Consider the following 20343-nt stretch of genomic DNA (forward strand, 5'->3'; position numbering starts at 1 on the left):
GTGATTTGGGTTCGGTCACTTGGTACTCCTGATATATTCAATGCGGTCAAATACAGCGCGTGAAAAATTCTCGGCTTCCTGTTTCGCCTTTCTGAGTGCATCGGCACTGCCTGGATACGAAGTCGGATTTGCGCTGATCACCGTGTCAAATGACTCACCACAGCGCTCAAAACCATCTAAACGGGGTAATACCGCATCCAGCATCGATTTTGTGAACACCTCACGTGCATAGCTATGAGACGTAATGTGGTCATGTTTGGTGGTCATCTTCGACATAAAGCCAATATTTGCTTTCAATCTTGGCTCTATCCCCTCGTTCTCAATGCGCTCAAGCATTTCCGGCAGTCGCGTCAGGTATTTCATCGTTGAGTGAAAATCAACCTGTGCTGGCGGTGTCGGCGTAAGCAGTAAGTCACTGGCGGCAATGGCATTGAGCATAAATGCATCAAGATGCGGACCGGTGTCGATAAAGATGAAATCGTAATCTTCAGCCAGACGATCAATGACGTTGCGGCGCAGAACTTCAGAGGGTGCGATCCCAGGTAGATTCTCAGCAACCAGTGCATCCCAGTCGCTGGCGACAAAACCATCATCGATCGAAGCGGGCATCACATCAACGCCTGGCATCACAGTGGGTTTCACAAACTGCTCACGCAGCTGCTCAGTGCTGACATCGTTCAGCATCGCCTGTGCAGCCGTTTCCAGCACCGAACCGACACTGTTGGTATGGCTGAGGAACATGGTGCTGGAGGCCTGCGGATCCAAATCAATCACCAGAATTCGCAGATCATTATGCAGCAAGCCTGGGTGAGCACGTAAACCGTGTGCCAGGGTAACGGTCGTGACGGTTTTGGACACGCCACCTTTGAGATTTACAACAAAAACGACGAAGGGATCTTTATGTTTGTCGCGATATTTGGGCACCTTGCGATGCTTATAGATATCGACGACGTTTTGAATGCTCATTGCATATTGAGAAGTGCTGCCCGTCTGCTTTCTGCCGAATTCATAACCCGCCTCTTCCATCTCACTGATGGCGGCGGCAACCGCGTGTTTACTCAACAGCGGTAAGTTGGCGACGGCATTACGAGTAAAGGTATGGTAGTAGCCTTGCTGGTTAAATTCCTGACGCTGCTGCTCGATATGGCTGCTGAGTCCGTGCAGCATGCCATTCGCACGGTTGGCGATGTCAAACACGTCACCGTAATCACGCTTCATAAGCACCTCAATAATAATGATTTGTTGTATTGTACTAAAAAAGCTTCCGCATGCCAGTTTTTAGGTAAAAATCAATAAAAGTGGATTTTTTAATGATTGAGTGATTTTCGCCTTTTATAAATATTATTTAATTAAATCAATAGGTTATGTAGTTAAGGCTTTCACCCAACCAATCAATTCATGAAAGTCATGTTTCAATCAATTCCCCTACCCTATCGTACTTAGCACGATATTTAAACAAAAGGTGTTCAGCCGAGTTATTGAAAAAAACAGGGTTGATGGTCAAGCTGATTGATGAAATGGTTGGCCGGCGTTTTCATCGGCAAGATGAAGTTGACAATATGAGGCTGCACGAGCTTTGGTATAAAAATGGTTGTAGAGGCTACAGTGATTTTGCGTATTATCACCCACATGCGATTGTCATACAAAATACGCCTTCCCTTCCCTTCCCTTCCCTTCCCTTCCCTTCCTATAATTCGTTTAAATAATGACATTTAACGCTGTTCATTAAAATTATGCGCTACAAGCTGTGACCGCACTTTTAAAAAAGTAGCTAATGTTGGTACGCAGTCATTTTCACTAATTTATTCACTCGCCAAACACTGAATGAATTTTAAAAACATTATAATTTCAAAGTACATCTACTACACATTTAGCTCACATCAATGATGTGAACTTCTTCTCCGCATCATGTTTTCAAACACGCTCCTCAGAATAATTCAGTGTATGAACGTTCTAACTCATGATCTGATTAATCCAAGTAACAATAAAAATTTATTGGGTTGTGGCGTTATTATTGCCACCATTGTGGTAACGTGTGTTTCAATGTACACCACACCACACCACACCACACCACACCACACCACACCACACCACACCACGCCTTGTATGAATTAAAATCTGTCGATAAGGCTCGAGGCTTTTATTATTCGAGTTCGCGTTGATTTTGCGGTGTACAAAATAATTTGCGCACAACATTACGTAAGTACATCTAGAACTCGATTTTCAGAATCAGAAATGTTCTGTTGGTTCAAACTGGGATTGCCTTACGGTTAACTTTAATAGGATTTGATTGAAGACTTTTATCAACCCTGACACCTGACACCTGACACCTGACACCTGAATCTGAGAAGTATAATGCACGTAATCTAATTGAGAGAAGAACTGTAATAGTGAACATTTATCTAAGAATGTAGATAATTTTAGATATTTAGGTGTTAACAATTAGCTCTCGAAACTTCTGAGCTGCATGTAGCATTGAGCACGTAAAAGATATCAACCTTAGATTAGGTTGAAGCCAAGGTAGTAACACACACTATGCAGGAAAATGTTTAAATTTGGCTAACTGGATGGTGATTTTCAGCCTGAAAAAGTGTAATTATTTGTTATTATTCAACATCTTAAGTTGATTTTTCGGTGGTGTGAAAATCATTAAATTGAAGGGTTTTTACTTCACTTTAGGTTATTAATGGTAATACTGCATTGTCCAGCGTCCAGCGTCCAGCGTCCAGCGTCCAGCGTCCAGCGTCCAGCGTCCAGCGTCCAGCGTCCAGCGTCTTACTTTTGACAAATTCATCCTTTTTCAACACCCCTGACAATTCGACAAAATTTACCTATTTGACACATTTTCATTGCAGCTTTACGTGCCGGTCATCGAACCAATGTGCAACTGACTCTTACATGTAGTTATCAGATGCCATTAATCACACCTACTGGTGATATAAACGAGGAGAAATCTGGAGAAGGCTTAAATGCTGGTTTTAGCATAAAAGTCGCATTGCGCGGAAATTGGAGGATAACGAATTACCTACTGTCGCTTAGGTGTAATCGTTATCCTGGAGTTCTACCAGAATCAGCTTCAATGAGATGAACGACACGAAATGCGTTATGCAGAAATACCATCGTCATAACTCACTTGGGCATATGAAAATAGCGTCCAGACCATCCTAAGCGCCATCACTATCACTGCCTTCACCACCAATCAATAATTCATGGTGATTTTCAGCCTGAAAATTTCAGAAAATTTCTTTTAATACACTACCTTATAGCGTTTTCAGGACGGTGAAAAATCCACTTGAAAGGTGACAATGTCATTCCAAGCTTAAAGCATCAACACTCATGACAGCGAGCCCGGAAGGGCAGAGCGCCCCTCTACTGCCGGTAAGAATGCTTTACTCAGTGCGTGCGGAAGACAGTGAGCAAAAGCACGCCTAGTTCAATCAAGCACAATTATACTTTGCATTGAGCTGTGTAAATCACACTAACCTTACGCGTTCACCATGACGTTCCTTTTTAACTCACCCCACAGTCGGATAGTCCTATGAACAATATCGACGTACTCATCGTTGGAGCAGGGCCAACTGGTTTGGTGCTGGCACTCTGGCTCACCCGACAAGGCGTGTCAGTTCGAATCATCGATAAGAGTCAGGGACCGGGTGAGACATCACGAGCAATGGCCGTTCAGGCACGCACGCTGGAACTTTATCGACAGTTGGATATGGCTGAAGAGACCATCGAAGCAGGCTACAAAATGCCAGCAATGAATATGTGGGCGAAGGGAAAAACGAGGGCGCGCATTCCCCTGGATAATGCCGGAAAGGACATTTCTCCGTATCCGTTCGTGCTTGTCTTACCCCAGGACAGACATGAAAAACTGCTGGTCACCCGTCTGGAAACTGCAGGTGTTGTCGTCGAACGACAAACAGAATTCATGTCGTTCAGGGAAGAAGGCGAACAGATTGTTGCCACGATCAAAACACCTACAGGGCAAACAGAAACCTGTACTGCCACCTATCTTGCAGGCTGTGATGGTGCGCATTCCCCGGTGCGCCATCAGATTGGTAGTGACTTCGAAGGCGGTACTTACAACCATCTCTTTTACGTTGCAGATGTACTGGCCAGTGGAGTGACACCCGCGAATGAGGGACACATTGCCTTCGACAAGTCGGATTTTGTTCTGGTGATGCCCTATGGGCCGGAGCATCAATATCGTTTGATCGGCACTGTTGAAAGTGAGGAAGGGGATAAGCAGCAACACTCTTTTGACGATGTCAGCCAAAGGGCCATCAGCGGATTAGGGCTCAGTATCAAACAGGTAAACTGGTTTTCTACCTACCGTGTCCATCACAGGGTAACCAATCATTTTCGACATGGTCGTGCATTTCTGCTGGGGGATGCAGCACACGTCCATAGCCCGGCGGGAGGGCAGGGGATGAATACCGGCATTGCCGATGCGATAAACCTTGCGTGGAAATTGTCTGCGGTAATTAAAGCGCAGGCCCCTGAAACCTTGCTAGATAGTTATGAGGCGGAGCGAAAAGGCTTCGCTCACCAACTGGTAAAAACCACAGACCGGGTCTTCACTTTCATCACTGCCGCTGGCGGGTTTGCAGATTTCGTGCGCACACACATTGCACCGTCGATCGCCAGTCAGACCTATCGATATGAACGTGTACGCGAATACCTTTTCCGCGTCATCTCACAAACGACGATGAGCTATCCGGACAGTCCTTTAAGTGAGGGAAAAGCGGGAGAGATAAGTGCGGGCGATCGCTTACCGTATATCGCTATGGGTGAGACAGACAATTATGCATTACTGAGAAAGATAGTCTGGCAATTACACATCTACGGTACAGCCACTGAAGAAGTCAGGAACTGGTGCGATCGCCATGGCGTGGAATGGCATGTCTTCCCCTGGCAGGATGTATTTGAGAAAAAAGGATTTAAACAGGACACCGCTTACCTGATTCGACCGGATGGCTATATCGGCCTGGTGGTCACTGAAAGACATGCGGAGCGTCTTTCAGCTTATGTCAGTCGCACTGGAATACAGCGAGCCCTGTTATTGAGATGATGATCATTATCACCCAGCGATTTATAGACCATATTCCAAAAAAAACGCCTTGCCATAACATGGCAAGGCGTTGGTATTACTGCGACTGACTTCCTCCTGCCCATGATTTAGCCTGCAAATTCGCTCGTGCCTTCGCCACCATATCACTGGTGACTGGCGCGGCAGCATTGCCCCAGCTATTGCGGGTGTAAGTCATCACATCGGGAATATTGCTGTCTGACAACTTCCAGGCAAAGTCCGGCATCCCGGCGGCCGTTGGATTGGCATGGGTCAGCGGTCCCTGACTCCCTTTAAGCACAACATTCAGCAGGCTGGAGGGATCAGCAGAATTCATCTGCGGATTATTCGCCAGTGTCGGAATCATTTTTCGGATGCCTGAGCCATTGGAAACGTGGCAGGCATTGCACTGCGATTCATATACCTTTTTGCCGACGATCATTGCAGTATCAGATGCTGCAACAGGAGCGGGTTGCACACCTGATGATGCTGGCAAGGATTGCAGATAACTGGCAATCGCTCGGAGATCATCATCGGTCATGTACTGAGTGGAGTTTTCAACCGCTTCCGTCATTGGACCGGATGAAGCGGTGAAACGGTTCGTACCGGATTTCAGATAGCTGACGATATCACCTTGATTCCAGCTGCCCAGGCCGACATGCGGATTGGGCGTCAGATCAGGCGCATGCCAGCCTTCCAGCGTGCCGCCTTGCAAGTAACTGTTGCTATCGCCGCCGAGCAGATTCTTAGACGTATGGCAAGCGGCACAGTGTCCCGGGCCATCAACCAGATAGGCACCCCGATTAATTTCCGCACTTTTATTAAGTGTAGGTTTAAACACGGCATCATCAAATAACATCAGATTCCAACCCGCCAGCGTCCAGCGTTGGTTGAATGGGAAGGGCAGTTGGTTCTTGACCACCTCGTTCTTCACTGCCGGAATCGTGCGGATGTAAGCCCACAGGTCTGTCAGATCGCGATCGGTTAATTTCGCATAGGCGTTGTAAGGCATCGCGGCGTACAGATATCCATGCGACCCCACCCCATGACGAACCGCCCGATCAAACTGTTCCTGCGTCCAGTTGCCGATACCGGTTTCTTTATCCAAAGTGATGTTAGATGAAAGAATGGCACCAAACAGTGTTTCAAGTCGATAGCCTCCGGCAAAAGCCTGACCACCTTGTGCAGTATGGCATGCTGTGCAGTCGGATAAGCGTGCAACATATTCCCCGCGTTTAATTTGATCCTGTAAAGCCGCGCCACTCTCTGGCTGCAATGCCTGCGGATACGATTTATGCAGTCCATACTGCACCAGCGCGGTATAGCCGATAGCGCCCATAACTACGATAGCGCCAAGCGTTAATCCGGCACGACGTAATGTTTTTGCCATGATTTTCTCCTTAGCGTACCAGTGAACCTGGATTTTTCAGGTAGTCATTGACGATGGCGTGCGCGGTCCACAGCGTTAACGCACTCAAGGTGATAGTGGCGTTATAGCCGCCGTTGTTGGGATACGACGATGCACCCAGTACAAACAGGTTGTGCGCGTCCCAGTGTTGCTGTTAGCGGTTAAGCACCGACGTATTTGGGTCGAGCCCCATGACAGCACCACCGATAGTGTGTGAGCTGTCATAGGCGCGGAACGGGGAGTTGTGTTTATCCGGGAAGGCTTCGGTCTCCCAGCTTTTGGCACCCGTAAAACGGTAATGATGGCGAATGGGCATCTGGTATGCATTCAGAGACGGGTGCAAGAGTGACCGAATCCGGCGTTTGGTCGTGCGTTCTCGTTGCATGAAGTGGCGCTCGGCGCGCTGCACCAGCATGGTAATGCACAGCAATGGCAAAGACTCACGCGGCAGGGAGAACAGATGCTGAGGCAGATTGCGCAGGGCACATTGCAAAGCGAGTCGTTACTGCACTTCGCATGCGAACAGCTACCGGCGCAACTGCTGGCTCTGCAGCATCGCAATTTCAGTGGTAAGCAGGTCATTCTGCTTTAGTTGAGAAAAGCGAAAATACACTCGCTTGTCTGCACAATATCGATAGCCGGATTATGTCACTCGTAACACGGCTAATTGTTTTTAATCATTTCTCACGGCAGTGGAAGACATTACAGCATCCTAACATCCCCCCTGTCGGGTGCTATATCTCGGCACCGTTCTTCAGTTCAGGTAATGCATTGCTTGTATCCACTCAAAGAAAGCGGTATTCATTGCACCCGTCATGCTGTATTATGCTGCATATTGCAATATTTTGCGGCTTTGAGACCGACATGCATAAAACAGCCAGACAAAAATTATTGATGGAATTGCTGCTTGAACAAGGGCAGGTGGGAATTGGGCAGCTTGTTGAAAAGTTGCAGGTTTCTGCGGATACCGTGCGTCGCGACCTGGCCGATCTGGAAAAACAGGGTCTGGCGCAGAAAAACCATGGTGGAGCCGTGGCACTGGATCTGTCAGTGATGAATCGCCACCAGCGCAGCGCACTGATTCCCGATGTCAAAATTGAACTTGGCAGGCAGGTAGCGGAAAAAATACCGGCAGGTGCCACGCTGTTTCTGGATGCGGGCAGCACAGTGCTGGCGGTCGCCACGTTGCTAAAAGGCCCAGCAACGGTCATCACTACGTCACTGGATATTGCCCATCACCTCAGTGATAAGCCGGATGTCGAACTCATTCTTCTGGGCGGCAAATGGGACAAGCAACAACGGCTTTTTTCCGGCAGCGCCACGCTATCTCTGCTTGAAAAGTATCGTGCCGACATCGCCATTCTGGGGGCTTGTGCGCTGCATGCCCGGTTTGGATTGAGTGCCAGCCAGGAGGGTGACGCTGAGGTAAAGCGCGCCATGCTGGCGGCAAGCAGCGAACACTGGGTGGTGGCCGATCATATGAAGCTCAACCGTTGTGAACCCTATCTGGTCGCACCGCTCACCGATATCCATCAACTTTTCCTTGATGCGCCCTGGAGCGAGTTTGACGTCACCGATGCTACACAGGTCAACATCACACATTCTTAATGGCAAGAGGAGTCAGAAATGAGTATTCAGAAAGAGATTCGCGTCGCCCTCATCGGCTACGGATTTGTCGGTAAAACATTTCATGCACCTTTAATTCAATCCGTTCCCGGTTTGAAGCTGCATGTTGTTTCGTCTGGCAGTGAGGAGAAGGTCAAAAAGGACCTGCCTGACGTCATCGTTCTCGACTCCCCGGAAGCGGCCATCCAGCATGCTGATATTGATTTGGTGGTGATCGCCTCGCCCAATGCGACTCATGCACCTCTGGCGAAGCTGGCGCTGAATGCCGGTAAGCATGTGGTGGTGGATAAACCCTTTACGCTGGATTTGGCAGAGGCCAGAGAACTGGCGGCACTGGCCAGCGAGAAGAGATTACTGCTCTCAGTATTTCAGAACCGCCGCTGGGATACCGATTACCTGGGGGTGAAAAAGGTCATCGATTCTGGCGCAATCGGCCATGTCAAACATTTCGAGTCTCATATAGACCGATTCCGCCCGGAAGTGCGCGACCGCTGGAGAGAACACGATATTCCTGGCAGCGGCTTATGGTTCGACATTGGGCCTCATATCATCGATCAGGTTCTGCAACTTTTCGGACTGCCAGAAACCGTTTCTGGTGACATCGCCGTTCTGCGTCATGGTGGGAAAAGCAATGACTGGGCACACGTCACGCTCAGCTACCCGGAGCATAAAGTGATCCTGCATGCCAGCATGCTCGCCGCGGGTGGCGTGTCACGCTTTACCGTTCACGGGGACAAAGGCAGCGTGGTTAAACCCAAAGCCGACCAGCAGGAAGCGCAACTGATTGCTGGCATCGAACCGGGTTACGCGACCTGGGGCGAAGATCAGGATGATTTGATGGTGTTTGACAGTAATCTGCAGGTCACGTCACTCAAAACGCCAAAAGGCGACCAGCGTCAGTACTACATCCAGGTGCGTGATGCGCTGGCGGGCAAGCAGGCTAATCCAGTTTCTCCCGCTCAGGCGATTGCCGTCATGGCGGTGATTGAAGCGGCAGTGCGCTCATCAGAGACCGGTACGGTGCAGAAACTCGCGCTGAGTGAAGCCGAAGCTGGTGCGTTTTATCAACGGAGTTAGCCGGCCGGGGCGGACAAGCTTTTATACGCTGGTAGAAGCCTGCCAGCGGATTAGAAGCCTCTGGCAAGCCTGTCATACATGGAATCAATCGTGCCGCAATGGAATCTCACATCTCCGATAGCAGCGCGATTGATGTCCTGATCGTCTTCGCAAGATTTTATCCAGGGCAATGAAGGATGAAATTTGGTGAAATGCATGCACGCTTAGCTACGATCATCATTGCCATCGATGTTGCTCGCTTCTTACCCAAGTCATCATCGCGGTGAGAAATTGACCTGATTCATATTTTGATGCATGATGACATCAGTTTGTGAATCATATGAGGTGGCGAGATGCGTACTACAGTGACGATTGATGATGTGCTGTATGCTCAGGCTCTGGATATGGCCGATCCAGATATGGACAAGGCTGATATTTTCCGTGAAGCGATGAAAACGTTTGTTCGGGTACAAGCGGCAAAGCGCCTTGCTTCATTGGGTGGCGCCGCGCCTGAAATGGAAAGCATTCCCCGCCGTCGCGAGGAACCGTCTGCATAATGTCCATTCTGGTTGATACATCTGTCTGGGTAGATCATTTCAAAAAAAGAAATGAAGAGTTAGTGCGGTTACTGAGCGGGGACCTGGTATTGATTCATCCAATGGTGATTGGAGAACTTGCCTGCGGCACTCCGCCAGCGCCCCGCGTGCGCACACTCCGTGACCTGAATCTGTTACCGCAATGCCACCAAGCCAGCATGAGTGAGGTAATGGCCTTTATTGAAAATAAAATGCTGTACGGACACGGGTGTGGCCTGGTGGATATCACCTTGCTTGCATCTGCTCTCATTACCCCCGGAGCAACGCTCTGGACGCTTGATAAACGGCTCGTCAAGTTAGCCAATCATCTTAATGTAGGTTATCAGCCTGTTCACTAACGTTAACTTCATCGTTAAGTTATCCCGCCCGCACAATCATAGCGAGATGAACCCGCCTTCGGCGTCGCTAACAACATCATATCCAACACCAACCAAACGCGTTCCGATAGACTCCCGCAGTACCAACCTCGCACCTGATTGGGCCTACAACAACAGCGATTCCAAAAAGGTGTTCGCCAGCCTGAAGCAGACGTTTAATAACGGCTGGGAGCTGAACCTGAGCGGCTCGCACACTGAAGCCATCATGGACAGTAAGTTGCTGTATATCGACGGTTACTTTGATAAATCGACCGGTATCGGTATCGGTATCGGCCCTCATGAGGGCTATGACTTGTTAGGCGGCACCGGCTACAACACCGCAAAACGCAAAGAAGATACCGCAGACGCCTATGTCACCGGTCCGTATGAGCGGTTTGGCCGCCAGCATGAGTTAATGGCGGGTGTCACTTATATCTGCCAGCACGATCGCTACGTCAGTGCCTCCACCAGCTTCACCTCGTCAGACGTGGGTGATTTCAATGACTGGGGGTAATTATCCAGAACCGGATTGGGACGATCAGGCGCTGTCGCAGGATAATGTGATCCGTCAGAAATCCGCTTACTTAGCCACGCGCATTTCACTGGCCGATCCGCTGCATCTGATCCTTGGCGCGCGTTACACGCAATACAACGCCAACACGCTGACGCAGAATATGGAGAAGAACAACATCACGCCGTATGCAGGCCTGGTGTATGACATCAACGATACCTACTCCGCCTACGCCAGCTATACCTCGATTTTCAAACCGCAGACCTATCGTAATGCGCAGGGTGCTTATCTCTCTCCTGTCACCGGTAAAAGCTATGAAACCGGGATCAAGGGCGACTGGATGAACAGCCGCATCACCGCATCGCTGGCGGTGTTCCGTATCGAGCAGGATCACCTGGGCGCGACGGATTATGCGCTGGTGCCAGGCAGTACCGATTACGCTTACTACGAGCAGAACGGCACGGTGAGTAAAGGTGTTGAATTTGAAATCAACGGTGCGGTGACCGATAACCTGCAGATGACCTTGGGTGCAACGCGCTATGTGGCGAAAGATGGCGAAGATGCCGCGCTGAACCCAACCCAGCCGCGTACTTCACTGAAGCTGTTCACCAGCTATCGCCTGCCGATGCTGCAGGATCTTACTGTGGGCGGCGGTGTGAACTGGCAGACGCACACCTGGGATAACGTAGCGGGACCTGGCGGAACTTCAACGCTGTATGCAGAGCAGGGCAGCTACGCGCTGGTGGATCTGTTCGGTCGTTATCAGGTCACCAAACAACTCTCCGTGCAGGCCAACCTGAACAACCTGTTCGACAAGATGTATAACATCAATGTGGGCAGAAACACGGTGTACGGCGAACCGCGTAACGTTTCTATCTCCTCGAACTACCGATTCTGATTTGGCTGAATTCTCCACGGAGAAAGGCCCTGTCATAATCTGATTGCTGGAACCTTCACGCCTGGTGTGCGGAGGTTCCAGCGTCACACCCTTCAGGTAAAGTTAATCCCGCAACACCTCAATGAATAATCACAAGTCTCTATACTTAACGTCATTCGTTACATTGAGGGCGTAAGTTTTGACACCAGAATCTGAACATATTGATGCCATGGCCTGGCAGGAACTGCATAACGCAGCAAACGACCCTCACGCCGGGTTTCGTTATCTGAACGTTTGCACTATCGACACTGAATCAAAGCCACAGGCTCGCATGATGGTGTTAAGACGAACGGACAGTGCCCAGCGGCTTTTGGAGTTTCACACCGATATCCGCAGTGCAAAATGGCAGGAGTTAGCCATCAACCCCGCCGCAATGGTATTGGGTTTTTGCTCGCAATCGCGCCTGCAATTACGCTTGCAGGGGTATTTTAAACGACATGATCCGGCAAGCGCTCTCGCCGGGCAAACGTGGCAAGGGCTGTCAGTCTGGACGCGCAGGAGTTATTCAGGCGGGCCGCCGGGAGAAGAATTGTTATTTCCGCACGATCAAAACCGGGATGCTGAAAGCGAGGAGAGCGGAGAAGGCGGTCAGCGCCATTTTGGTGTGCTGGTTTTTCAGGCTGAGTCGCTCGACTGGTTTCAACTTCAGCGCAATGACAACCGCAGGGCACGACTGATTTATTCCGCAACGGGAAGTCTGACTTCATTCTCCTGGGTTAACCCTTAACGGTCCTGTATCGTTTTATTCCAGCGTAATAACAGCCCCGTTTTACTCCTTGTGCACCGAAAATAATACTTTGCAATTAATGAGGATGCCTGTGAAGGCAGACCTACGATATGAATTCGACAATCATAAGACTGCTGCACGAACCTCTCAGGCCCAACGAATTACCGTGACCCAGATCTCATTCTTCAAATCCTGACTATACTCCTACCTTTCTTTACACAGTTTTGGCTGTGTTTTTAGCAACCCATGGAAGATCAAATGCAAAACTCTTCTCCGGCCCCATCGGATGATGGCGCCTCGCTCAATTTAACCGTGCAGCAACGTCTGTTCTTTGTGGTGTTGGTGGCCACCATGGGCGCGCTGGCGTTCGGTTATGACACGGGCATCATTTCCGGGGCGCTGCCCTACATGACACTGCCGACCTCGCAAGGCGGACTTGACCTCACCCCCTTTACTGAAGGGCTGGTCACTTCTGCGCTCACATTCGGTTCAGCATTCGGAGCCTTCGTTAGCGGGTTTGTCTCAGATCGCTTTGGCCGCCGAATCACGCTGCGCAGCCTGGCCGTGTTATTTGTTGCTGGCGCGTTAGGCACTACCATCGCGCCGAATCTTGAAATTATGGTGGTGATGCGATTTATCCTCGGATTCGCCGTGGGTGGGGGATCTTCCACGGTGCCAGTGTTCATCGCTGAGATTGCGGGGCCGAATCGTCGCGCACCCTTGGTCAGCCGCAACGAGTTAATGATTGTGTCAGGCCAGTTGCTGGCTTACATCGTCAGTGCGGCCATGAGTCTGTTACTGCATGATCCGAGTATGTGGCGCTATATGCTGTCGCTGGCGATGATTCCGGGCGTGCTGCTGTTTATTGGCACCTTTTTTGTGCCGGCCTCACCGCACTGGATGGTGGCCGAAGGGCGCATAAACGAGGCGTTACGTATTCTGCGTAAATTGCGTGAGAATCCGCGCGAAATCAAAAAAGAGATGGCAGAGATGCGCCAGAACGCACGAGAAGCCCGTCAGGGGCCGCCCGCTCGTGAGCTGCTGAAGGAAAAATGGGTAGTACGATTGCTGCTGCTGGGCTGCGGTATGGGGATCGTGGCGCAGTTCACCGGTGTGAATGCCTTTATGTATTACACGCCCATCATTCTGAAAAGTACCGGTCTCGGAACCAGCGCGTCGATCGCCGCCACGATAGGCAACGGCCTGGTATCAGTGCTCGCGACTTTTGCCGGCATCAAAGCCATCAGCCATTTTGGTCGCCGCCCAATGCTGATCACCGGGTTATCGGTGGTGATCGCCATGCAGCTGGCGCTGGGGGCGGTGCTAATACTGATGCCGCACAGTTTAGTACAAAGCCTGCTGGCGCTGGCCTGCATCCTGGTGTTTCTCTTCTTTATGCAGATGTGCATTTCGCCCGTGTATTGGCTGCTGATGTCTGAGCTGTTTCCGATGAAAGTACGTGGCGTACTGACCGGTTCAGCGGTGGCTTTTCAGTGGATATGTAACGCCATCGTTGCGTTAGCTTTCCCACCACTGCTGTCGCTGGTGGGAAATAATGCGTTCTTTATCTTCGCTGCGATCAACGTGGCTTCCCTGGTGTTTGTCGCGGTGATGTTGCCGGAAACCCGCGGCAAATCGCTGGAAGAGATCGAATCACACATGCGTGAACACTTTGGCGAGAGCACGACTGAAACGGTGGCTTCAGCGTAGTGGTTGAAATCGTATTATGACCCGCTGCCGACCCTGTGGCTTTTGGCTGCACGGCGGCAGCGTTCCGAGCAATACTGCACTTCATCCCAGCAATTTTCCCACTTTTTACGCCAGGTCATCGGCTTATGGCACTGCTTGCAATAGCGGACGGGCAGGGATTTTTTGTTTCCTTTGAAGTCTTTCATATCGTTTGAATGGGGCTTTTCCCAATAATTGGACTGCTGACATAGAGTTGGACACCAGGGCAATGAGATTGACGATTCTTCTGACAGAATTGTGCATAACCGCTTAAGGCCAGGTATCTGTCGAGTTCAATCGTGACGGTTAAGATTTCTTTTTGGTCCCACTGACATTGCCTATCGCACGCCATTTGAGCGGGACGGTAAGGAGTGCTTCGAGCAGATCAGGAGTCAAACAATAGTAGATCATTTGGTGAGGATGGTCGTTTCATGTTGCCAGGGTTGTTATTCAGGTATGACGCGCTGATGGTTCGCGCTACTGGCATTAATCATTAATAACTGAACGAATAAAACGGTTTAACCTTGAGTCAAACCTGTGCAGCGCTGCTGCTAACAACGTTAAGGGATAAAGATGAGTCAACTATTTAGTGCCGCAAAGATTGGAGAGCTTGAGCTGGAGAACCGCATCGTGATCGCCCCGATGTGCCAATACTCCGCCGATGCAGGATGCGCCAGCAGTTGGCACCGCATCCATTTAGGTTCACTGGCGCTTTCTGGCGCAGGATTGCTGATTCTGGAAGCCACCGCCGTTGAAGCGCAAGGTCGTATCTCGCCGGGAGATCTCGGGCTGTGGGATGACAAAACAGAAGCCGCGTTACACAGCGTGCTGTCTGACATTCGCGCCTGGTCACCCATCCGTCTGGGTATCCAGCTGGGCCACGCCGGGCGTAAAGCCTCATGCCGTGCGCCATGGCAGGGAGGGCATCAACTGCCGGAGAGTGAAGGTGGCTGGCAAACGGTGGCTCCTTCAGCGATCAGCTTTGCAGAGCAAGATCATGCACCGACCGCACTGGATGAAGCGGGGCTGGTGCGCATCAAACAGGCATTTGTAGAGAGCGCGCAGCGTGCGGTATGTCTGGGTATTCAGTTGATTGAAATCCACGCGGCACACGGTTACCTGCTGCACCAGTTCCTGTCGCCACTGAGCAACCAACGTCAGGACCAATACGGTGGTTCGCTGGAGAATCGTTTACGTTTCCCACTCGAGGTGTTTGCGGCGGTACGTGCTGCCGTGCCTGCTTCGATTCCGGTTGGCGTGCGACTCTCCGCCAGCGATTGGGTTGAGGGTGGCTGGGATGTTGAGCAATCCATTGTGTTTAGCCAGCAACTTGAAGCGCAGGGCTGCGATTATGTGCATGTGTCGAGCGGTGGGCTATCACCACAGCAAAGCATCACTGTGGGGCCCGGTTATCAGCTGCCGTTCGCACGCGATATCCGCCAGCAGGTGAAGATTCCGGTTATCGGCGTGGGTTTGATCACCGATCCGCAGCAGGCTGAAGCGGTGGTGGAACAGGGCGACGCCGACCTGGTCGCATTGGGTCGTGCCGTGCTCTACAACCCGCACTGGCCATGGCAGGCTGCTGCCGCGCTGAATGCGCAGGTCAAGGTTCCGTCACAGTATTTGCGTTCTGAACCGCATGGCGTGAAGGGCACGCTGGTTTAGTTTTAATTAGCCAGGCGGCTCTACTGGAGTGACCCGATTTATAAAATGTTCTACAACCCGCCGGCGATGCTGGAAGGACGAGGTTTTAACTTTGGGCACGCGTCGAGTTCTGATATGAACCGGGCCAGAAGGCCCGGCATTTATTTCTAATGCGCCATATAAAACTCAGGCCATCAATTCGTAACAAATCGCACCTATCTGGTCCACGGCATTGAGCAGCTGTGCCGTCGGTTCGTTGGCACAGTTTAACCGCAGGAAGCTCTGTAACTCCGCTCCCAGTGAAAACAGCGGTCCAGGGCTAACCCCAGCGCGCGACGATGCACTTCCAGCGCATTGACCGGATGCGGAAGTTCAACCCACAGCAAAAAACCGGCTTCCGGTGCAGGAATGACGAAGTAGCCCGAGCGCGGACCGCGCCATAATCAATCCTTCCGCTTCCAGACAACGCAGCGCTTCCAGAGTGGTGGGCAAACTTACCTGTTCGCGTTCGGCCAGTTTGCATTCGGAGATCATACGATCGCCGGGTCGCAGCGCACCGGAGGCGAGGGTGTGTCGCAGACTCTCAGCAATGCGGCGGTAATGTGGGGACGATAATGACGAGGCGGGCATGTCGATCTGTGCAGTCTGATTTTCATTGAATCTGACTATACAGACGATGATGAGTGCCATCTATAGTGTCGGGCATGAACCAGACAAGGAGGCACTATGCATTGCGATATCTTCGACCTTTCCCGCTATTTCCGCCGCATCAATTACACCTGCCCTGCAGCCGCCGATTCCACCACGCTGCACGCCATTATGCGTCATCAACTTTTCTCCGTGCCGTTTGAGAATCTCGACGTTCAGGCAGGAAAAGTTGTCTCGCTGGTGCCTGAAGAGATCAGTGACAAGATTCTGCATCAGGGGCGAGGGGGCTACTGTTATGAGGTCAACGGGCTGTTTGCCATGGCGCTGGAAGCGTTAGGTATTCCCTACCGTTTTGTGGCAGCAAGGCCGATGTTCTACCCGGTACGCCGTCCTAAAACCCATATGGCGCTGGTGGCGGAAGTCGATGGACGTCAATGGTTGTGCGATCTCGGGTTTGGTCGCTACGGCATCCGCGCACCCATAGCTTTAGATCAGCTCAATAGCGATATTAAACAGGATTTCGATACGTTCAAACTCACCTGTGACGCGCATGGCGAGTATCTGCTGCAGGCGAAGGTAGAAGGGGAGTGGTGTAACCAATACGGCTTTGACCTGTCACCGCAAGAGTGGATTGATTTTGCCCCGGCGAATTATCTCAACTCGACGCATCCTGATGCGATTTTTGTGCAGAAACGACTCATTGTGCAGCATTGTCCGGAGGGACGGATGATCCTGCTGGGAGATATGTTGAAAACGGTGACGGCGAATGGCGTGGAAAAGCAGCAGCTGGCGGAAGAGGAAATTGATGCTGTGCTGCAAAGCCGCTTTGGGTTAGTTAGCCGTACATAGGAACGTCAAAAGAACGAGGCAGGAAATTTTTGGGGATGAATATCCTAATAAGCCAGAACCTTTGTGCGGCCTTAACTGAGCATATTTTGACGATGGTTATGGCTCCAACGAAATTTTTGATTTCCATGTGATCAAACGTTTTTAGTCCTTGTTGGCTCAATACAAGCCATGAGCCTCACATAACAGGCTCATGGCTATGCACATTCTTCTCAACGTTTTTTAAAAGATATGGCTCAATTCTTCACTCTTTCCGCTGCAACGTAATCCGCGTCAGTTCCGAGGGACGCCCCAATCGTATTGCCATGCCCGGCCAGAGCGCAGTGCCGTTATTCACATAAAGTTGCATACCATCCACTTGATAAAGTCCCGAAACAAAGCCCGCGTTGGGTTTTGCAAACAAGCGGTCAAAACCGACGATCAGTCCGCCGTGGGTGTGACCAGATAGCTGCAAATCGACTTTGTGCGTTGCGTTCTGGCGCGCATTACGCGGTTGATGATCCATCAAGATTACCGGAGCGTCAGCAGGAACACCCTCCAGCGCCAGCTCAAGGTTAGGGCCAGTGGCTTCTCTGCGGGAGGCTGAAACATCGGGCAGACCGGCGATCGCTAGCTCCGCGCCGCCGCGTTTAATGAGGGTATGGCTGTTGAGCAAAGGTTGCAGTCCTAACGTCGCAAGATGTTCGGTCCAGCGTTGCTGTTCAAAGAAATACTCATGGTTGCCAGTGATGGCATAAACGCCGTCCGGCGCATGTAACCCTCGCAGCGGCTCCACGTCATTTCTGCGATTTTCCAGGGTGCCATCTATAACATCGCCCGTTACCAGGATCAGGTCAGCATCCAGCGTCATGGCCTTTTTCACCATGGCTGCGGTCCATGCGGCGTTGAACACTTTGGTGATATGCAGGTCGGTGAGCTGAAGCAGCTGGTAGCCTTCGAACTCGCGCGGCAGGTTATCGATTTTGATCGTCACTTCTTTTACGGGCGGCACACGTATGGCCTGATTGACGCCCACCGCCGACATCACCATGGCAAAGAGTGCAGCAACATAACGTACGCCAGGCGCCATCTGCAGCGGGTGTCTTAGCAGCAGGGAAATGACTGTTACTACATCAAATAGTATTTGGGTGAACGCGAGGAGTAACACCGTGCCAAAGGCCCAGCTGAACAGGATGGTGACGGCGCGCGGCATTTCAGGTGAGATTATACCGCCCGGCGTAAATCGGCTAATTAAAAGATATTGAGAAGCCAGCAAAACCACCAAAGATAGGATGACTTTCAACACTAACGGCATGGCTAATGGAAAAACGAATCGCGCAATAACATACCAACTCGGTATGCTGAATATCAGATGAAACATCACTCTCTTCCCTGTTTTTAAAGCGCTGAATCAGCGCGAAAATCAAACTTATCATCGTAAGTGATGACTATAGCAAAAGTTTATTTAGAGACAGTCGTGTTGTTGTTCTTGCGTGGGCATTATCGTTTTCATCAGAAATGGCGTTTATATTAGTGTTTTTGGTCTCGAATTAAAGGGGTTGCCTCGCGTAATTATTATTTTCGCGGTATAATACGTATAAATTATCGTTTTCACCTGGATGTTAAAGGATTCAGCCGATGCTGGTGGGATTTAAGGCGCTCTGCAAGCGCTATCACATTGAACTGGTTCAGCCACTTCGCGTGGAATCGGCTATTGGCACGGTTCGCGCCACCCATGAGAACCAGGGACACATCGAAAAGCGCTATCCTCCGAGCTATCAACCTGAGGATAGCTTCTCAGGCCATTTTGCGTTTGGCCTCAAATATGAAGAGTTCCATCTGGAGTTTTTTGCCCGGCTCTTCGCTGCCACCGGACCAAAACCGATCGAAAGCTGGTGCCTGCGAGAACCTTTTGGCCAATATGCACGCCGTACCGGCTTTCTCTATGAATGGCTAACAGGCAACACGCTCACCAACGTACCCGATGTCGCTAATGGCGGGTATATTGCGGCGATCTCCGCGAAGGACTATCTGACGCGAACTTTAGCAATCAAGAATAAACGCTGGCGTATCAATGATAACTTACCCGGCTCGCCAGACTTTTGTCCTGTTATTCGCCGCACGCCTGAGATTGAGAGTGCCATTTCCTTCGATGTCACGGCCGCGCTACACGAACTGGATGATACTTTCGGCGCAGATGTTCTGCTGCGAACCGCCAGTTGGTTAACCTTCAAAGAATCCCGCGCCAGCTTTTTGATTGAGAAAGAGGCGGAGCAGGCCGATCGTATTCAGCGCTTCGCCCATGTGATCGCACAATATTGCGGCCAAATTGACGATCCACTCAGTGATGAAAGCCTGCATATTCTGCAAAGAGGCATTCTCGGTCACGATGCGTTGGGACTGGGGCTGCGTCGCTCGCCGGTGTTTGTCGGACAGGCGACCATGCGCGAAGATATCGTTCACTACGTCGCACCGCAGTTTGAAGATTTGCCGCAGTTTATGCGCGGATTGCAGGAGTTTGAGATCGCCACCCGTGGCGCCGAGCCTCTGGCCAGAGCGGGCGTGATTGCTTTCGGCTTTGTCTATATTCATCCGATGCGCGACGGCAATGGCCGTATTCATCGCTTCCTGATTAATGACTCGTTAATTCGCGACGGCGCCATTCCTGAAGGCGTTATTCTGCCGGTCTCTGCCAGTATTACCAGCTCGCTGGATTTCCGTGTTGGCTATGATCGCACGCTGGAAGTGTTCTCGAAACGTCTGATGCGCCGCTACGCCACCTCATGCCATTTTGGTGAGATTGTGACGTATGGCGACGGTACACCGAGCAATTTCTATTTCACTGATTATGAAGATGCGCGTTACGCCTGGCGTTACCCTGATTTAACTTCTCACGTGCTTTATACCGCTAAAGTGATTGAGCACACCGTGCGCGTGGAAATGGCCGATGAAGCCAGAGTGCTGACGATATTCCAGAAGGCACAGGAGAGGCTGAAGGAAGTGCTGGAGATGCCGGATCAGGATGCGAATCGGATAATTCGATCATTGAAAGAGAATGGCTGGCAGGTGTCAGGGAAGTTGAGAAAGGAGTACCCGCCGCTAGAGGATACGGCAAGGGCGGATAAGATCGTTGAGGCGGTCAAGTCAGCGTTTGAAGAGAGGAGTTAAGATCAGTTGGGTTGGACGCAATTCTGAACATAAACGCCCTTACAG

At 50.9% G+C, this 20343-nt stretch carries 17 protein-coding genes and 2 pseudogenes; 13 read left to right on the plus strand and 6 right to left on the minus strand.

From position 1 onward, the window contains the following. Window positions 1-15: 15 nt before the first annotated feature. On the minus strand, window positions 16-1218 hold the full coding sequence (locus tag QMZ65_RS22750; RefSeq protein ID WP_097119789.1) for an AAA family ATPase: 1203 nt from the start codon (window positions 1216-1218) through the stop codon (window positions 16-18). A gap of 2320 nt (window positions 1219-3538) precedes the next feature. Between QMZ65_RS22750 and QMZ65_RS22755 the strand changes: the two genes are divergently transcribed. Then, complete coding sequence (locus tag QMZ65_RS22755; RefSeq protein WP_283216749.1) at window positions 3539-5071, plus strand: FAD-dependent oxidoreductase; 1533 nt, start codon at window positions 3539-3541, stop codon at window positions 5069-5071. A 76-nt stretch (window positions 5072-5147) separates the two neighbouring features. On the opposite strand, the gene QMZ65_RS22760 is transcribed toward QMZ65_RS22755, so the two are convergent. Together QMZ65_RS22760 and QMZ65_RS22765 are read right to left on the minus strand one after the other, a co-directional pair. Further along, the gene (locus QMZ65_RS22760) at window positions 5148-6458 is read right to left on the minus strand and encodes a c-type cytochrome (RefSeq protein ID WP_283216750.1); all 1311 of its coding nucleotides are present in this window, start codon (window positions 6456-6458) and stop codon (window positions 5148-5150) included. 10 nt (window positions 6459-6468) lie between these two features. After that, window positions 6469-6696: pseudogene (locus tag QMZ65_RS22765) on the minus strand (GMC oxidoreductase); the annotation flags it as partial. 240 nt (window positions 6697-6936) lie between these two features. On the opposite strand from QMZ65_RS22765, the gene QMZ65_RS22770 reads away from it, so the two are divergent. The 9 genes from QMZ65_RS22770 (at window position 6937) to QMZ65_RS22810 (ending at window position 13995) form a co-directional block, all read left to right on the plus strand. Beyond that, window positions 6937-7068 carry a hypothetical protein gene (locus tag QMZ65_RS22770; RefSeq protein ID WP_255253307.1) on the plus strand — a complete coding sequence of 44 codons (132 nt, stop codon included), beginning with the start codon at window positions 6937-6939 and terminating at the stop codon, window positions 7066-7068. Between the two features lie 272 nt (window positions 7069-7340). After that, entirely contained in the window at window positions 7341-8084 is a 744-nt protein-coding gene (locus tag QMZ65_RS22775) for a DeoR/GlpR family DNA-binding transcription regulator (protein WP_097119716.1), read from the plus strand. A gap of 18 nt (window positions 8085-8102) precedes the next feature. Beyond that, a complete protein-coding gene (locus QMZ65_RS22780) occupies window positions 8103-9179 on the plus strand; it encodes an oxidoreductase (RefSeq protein WP_283216751.1) in 1077 nt (358 codons plus the stop codon). 332 nt (window positions 9180-9511) lie between these two features. Continuing rightward, entirely contained in the window at window positions 9512-9715 is a 204-nt protein-coding gene (locus QMZ65_RS22785) for a type II toxin-antitoxin system VapB family antitoxin (protein ID WP_034830833.1), read from the plus strand. After that, window positions 9715-10092, plus strand: coding sequence for a type II toxin-antitoxin system VapC family toxin (locus QMZ65_RS22790; RefSeq protein WP_097119718.1), 378 nt, complete (start codon window positions 9715-9717; stop codon window positions 10090-10092). The genes QMZ65_RS22785 and QMZ65_RS22790 overlap by 1 nt, the downstream gene beginning before the upstream one ends. Window positions 10093-10138: 46 nt before the next feature. Continuing rightward, a complete protein-coding gene (locus tag QMZ65_RS22795; RefSeq protein ID WP_283216752.1) occupies window positions 10139-10624 on the plus strand; it encodes a hypothetical protein in 486 nt (161 codons plus the stop codon). Further along, window positions 10611-11519, plus strand: a complete 909-nt coding sequence (locus QMZ65_RS22800; protein ID WP_283216753.1) for a TonB-dependent receptor domain-containing protein — start codon at window positions 10611-10613, stop codon at window positions 11517-11519. The genes QMZ65_RS22795 and QMZ65_RS22800 overlap by 14 nt, the downstream gene beginning before the upstream one ends. 178 nt (window positions 11520-11697) lie before the next feature. After that, the gene (locus tag QMZ65_RS22805; protein ID WP_283216754.1) at window positions 11698-12285 is read left to right on the plus strand and encodes a PNPOx family protein; all 588 of its coding nucleotides are present in this window, start codon (window positions 11698-11700) and stop codon (window positions 12283-12285) included. 258 nt (window positions 12286-12543) lie between these two features. Next, entirely contained in the window at window positions 12544-13995 is a 1452-nt protein-coding gene (locus QMZ65_RS22810) for a sugar porter family MFS transporter (protein WP_283216755.1), read from the plus strand. A 14-nt stretch (window positions 13996-14009) separates the two neighbouring features. On the opposite strand, the gene QMZ65_RS22815 is transcribed toward QMZ65_RS22810, so the two are convergent. Further along, the gene (locus QMZ65_RS22815) at window positions 14010-14180 is read right to left on the minus strand and encodes a DUF2256 domain-containing protein (RefSeq protein WP_097119721.1); all 171 of its coding nucleotides are present in this window, start codon (window positions 14178-14180) and stop codon (window positions 14010-14012) included. A gap of 406 nt (window positions 14181-14586) precedes the next feature. On the opposite strand from QMZ65_RS22815, the gene QMZ65_RS22820 reads away from it, so the two are divergent. After that, on the plus strand, window positions 14587-15678 hold the full coding sequence (locus QMZ65_RS22820; RefSeq protein ID WP_283216756.1) for an NADH:flavin oxidoreductase/NADH oxidase: 1092 nt from the start codon (window positions 14587-14589) through the stop codon (window positions 15676-15678). Window positions 15679-16067: 389 nt separating this feature from the next. Here the strand turns inward: QMZ65_RS22820 and QMZ65_RS22825 are convergent. Continuing rightward, window positions 16068-16287: pseudogene (locus QMZ65_RS22825) on the minus strand (winged helix-turn-helix domain-containing protein); the annotation flags it as partial. Between the two features lie 96 nt (window positions 16288-16383). On the opposite strand from QMZ65_RS22825, the gene QMZ65_RS22830 reads away from it, so the two are divergent. Then, complete coding sequence (locus QMZ65_RS22830) at window positions 16384-17154, plus strand: arylamine N-acetyltransferase family protein (RefSeq protein WP_283216758.1); 771 nt, start codon at window positions 16384-16386, stop codon at window positions 17152-17154. 241 nt (window positions 17155-17395) lie between these two features. Here QMZ65_RS22830 and QMZ65_RS22835 read toward each other — a convergent pair whose 3' ends face one another. Further along, window positions 17396-18511: a metallophosphoesterase gene (locus tag QMZ65_RS22835; protein WP_283216759.1), complete on the minus strand. Its 1116-nt coding sequence runs from the start codon at window positions 18509-18511 to the stop codon at window positions 17396-17398. Between the two features lie 257 nt (window positions 18512-18768). Between QMZ65_RS22835 and QMZ65_RS22840 the strand changes: the two genes are divergently transcribed. Beyond that, the gene (locus QMZ65_RS22840; protein WP_097119725.1) at window positions 18769-20298 is read left to right on the plus strand and encodes a Fic family protein; all 1530 of its coding nucleotides are present in this window, start codon (window positions 18769-18771) and stop codon (window positions 20296-20298) included. The last annotated feature ends 45 nt before the right edge of the window (window positions 20299-20343 follow it).

Origin of the sequence: Pantoea sp. EABMAA-21 (assembly GCF_030053335.1) — a bacterium.
Lineage (GTDB): Bacteria > Pseudomonadota > Gammaproteobacteria > Enterobacterales > Enterobacteriaceae > Pantoea > Pantoea communis.

Coding starts and splice junctions, on each gene's coding strand:
- QMZ65_RS22775 (WP_097119716.1), top strand. CDS start 7,341: ATGCATAAAACAGCCAGACAAAAATTATTGATGGAATTGCTGCTTGAA.
- QMZ65_RS22790 (WP_097119718.1), top strand. CDS start 9,715: ATGTCCATTCTGGTTGATACATCTGTCTGGGTAGATCATTTCAAAAAA.
- QMZ65_RS22820 (WP_283216756.1), top strand. CDS start 14,587: ATGAGTCAACTATTTAGTGCCGCAAAGATTGGAGAGCTTGAGCTGGAG.
- QMZ65_RS22780 (WP_283216751.1), top strand. CDS start 8,103: ATGAGTATTCAGAAAGAGATTCGCGTCGCCCTCATCGGCTACGGATTT.
- QMZ65_RS22770 (WP_255253307.1), top strand. CDS start 6,937: ATGCTGAGGCAGATTGCGCAGGGCACATTGCAAAGCGAGTCGTTACTG.
- QMZ65_RS22795 (WP_283216752.1), top strand. CDS start 10,139: ATGAACCCGCCTTCGGCGTCGCTAACAACATCATATCCAACACCAACC.
- QMZ65_RS22840 (WP_097119725.1), top strand. CDS start 18,769: ATGCTGGTGGGATTTAAGGCGCTCTGCAAGCGCTATCACATTGAACTG.
- QMZ65_RS22830 (WP_283216758.1), top strand. CDS start 16,384: ATGCATTGCGATATCTTCGACCTTTCCCGCTATTTCCGCCGCATCAAT.
- QMZ65_RS22810 (WP_283216755.1), top strand. CDS start 12,544: ATGCAAAACTCTTCTCCGGCCCCATCGGATGATGGCGCCTCGCTCAAT.
- QMZ65_RS22750 (WP_097119789.1), bottom strand. CDS start 1,218: ATGAAGCGTGATTACGGTGACGTGTTTGACATCGCCAACCGTGCGAAT.
- QMZ65_RS22835 (WP_283216759.1), bottom strand. CDS start 18,511: ATGTTTCATCTGATATTCAGCATACCGAGTTGGTATGTTATTGCGCGA.
- QMZ65_RS22785 (WP_034830833.1), top strand. CDS start 9,512: ATGCGTACTACAGTGACGATTGATGATGTGCTGTATGCTCAGGCTCTG.
- QMZ65_RS22755 (WP_283216749.1), top strand. CDS start 3,539: ATGAACAATATCGACGTACTCATCGTTGGAGCAGGGCCAACTGGTTTG.
- QMZ65_RS22815 (WP_097119721.1), bottom strand. CDS start 14,180: ATGAAAGACTTCAAAGGAAACAAAAAATCCCTGCCCGTCCGCTATTGC.
- QMZ65_RS22760 (WP_283216750.1), bottom strand. CDS start 6,458: ATGGCAAAAACATTACGTCGTGCCGGATTAACGCTTGGCGCTATCGTA.
- QMZ65_RS22800 (WP_283216753.1), top strand. CDS start 10,611: ATGACTGGGGGTAATTATCCAGAACCGGATTGGGACGATCAGGCGCTG.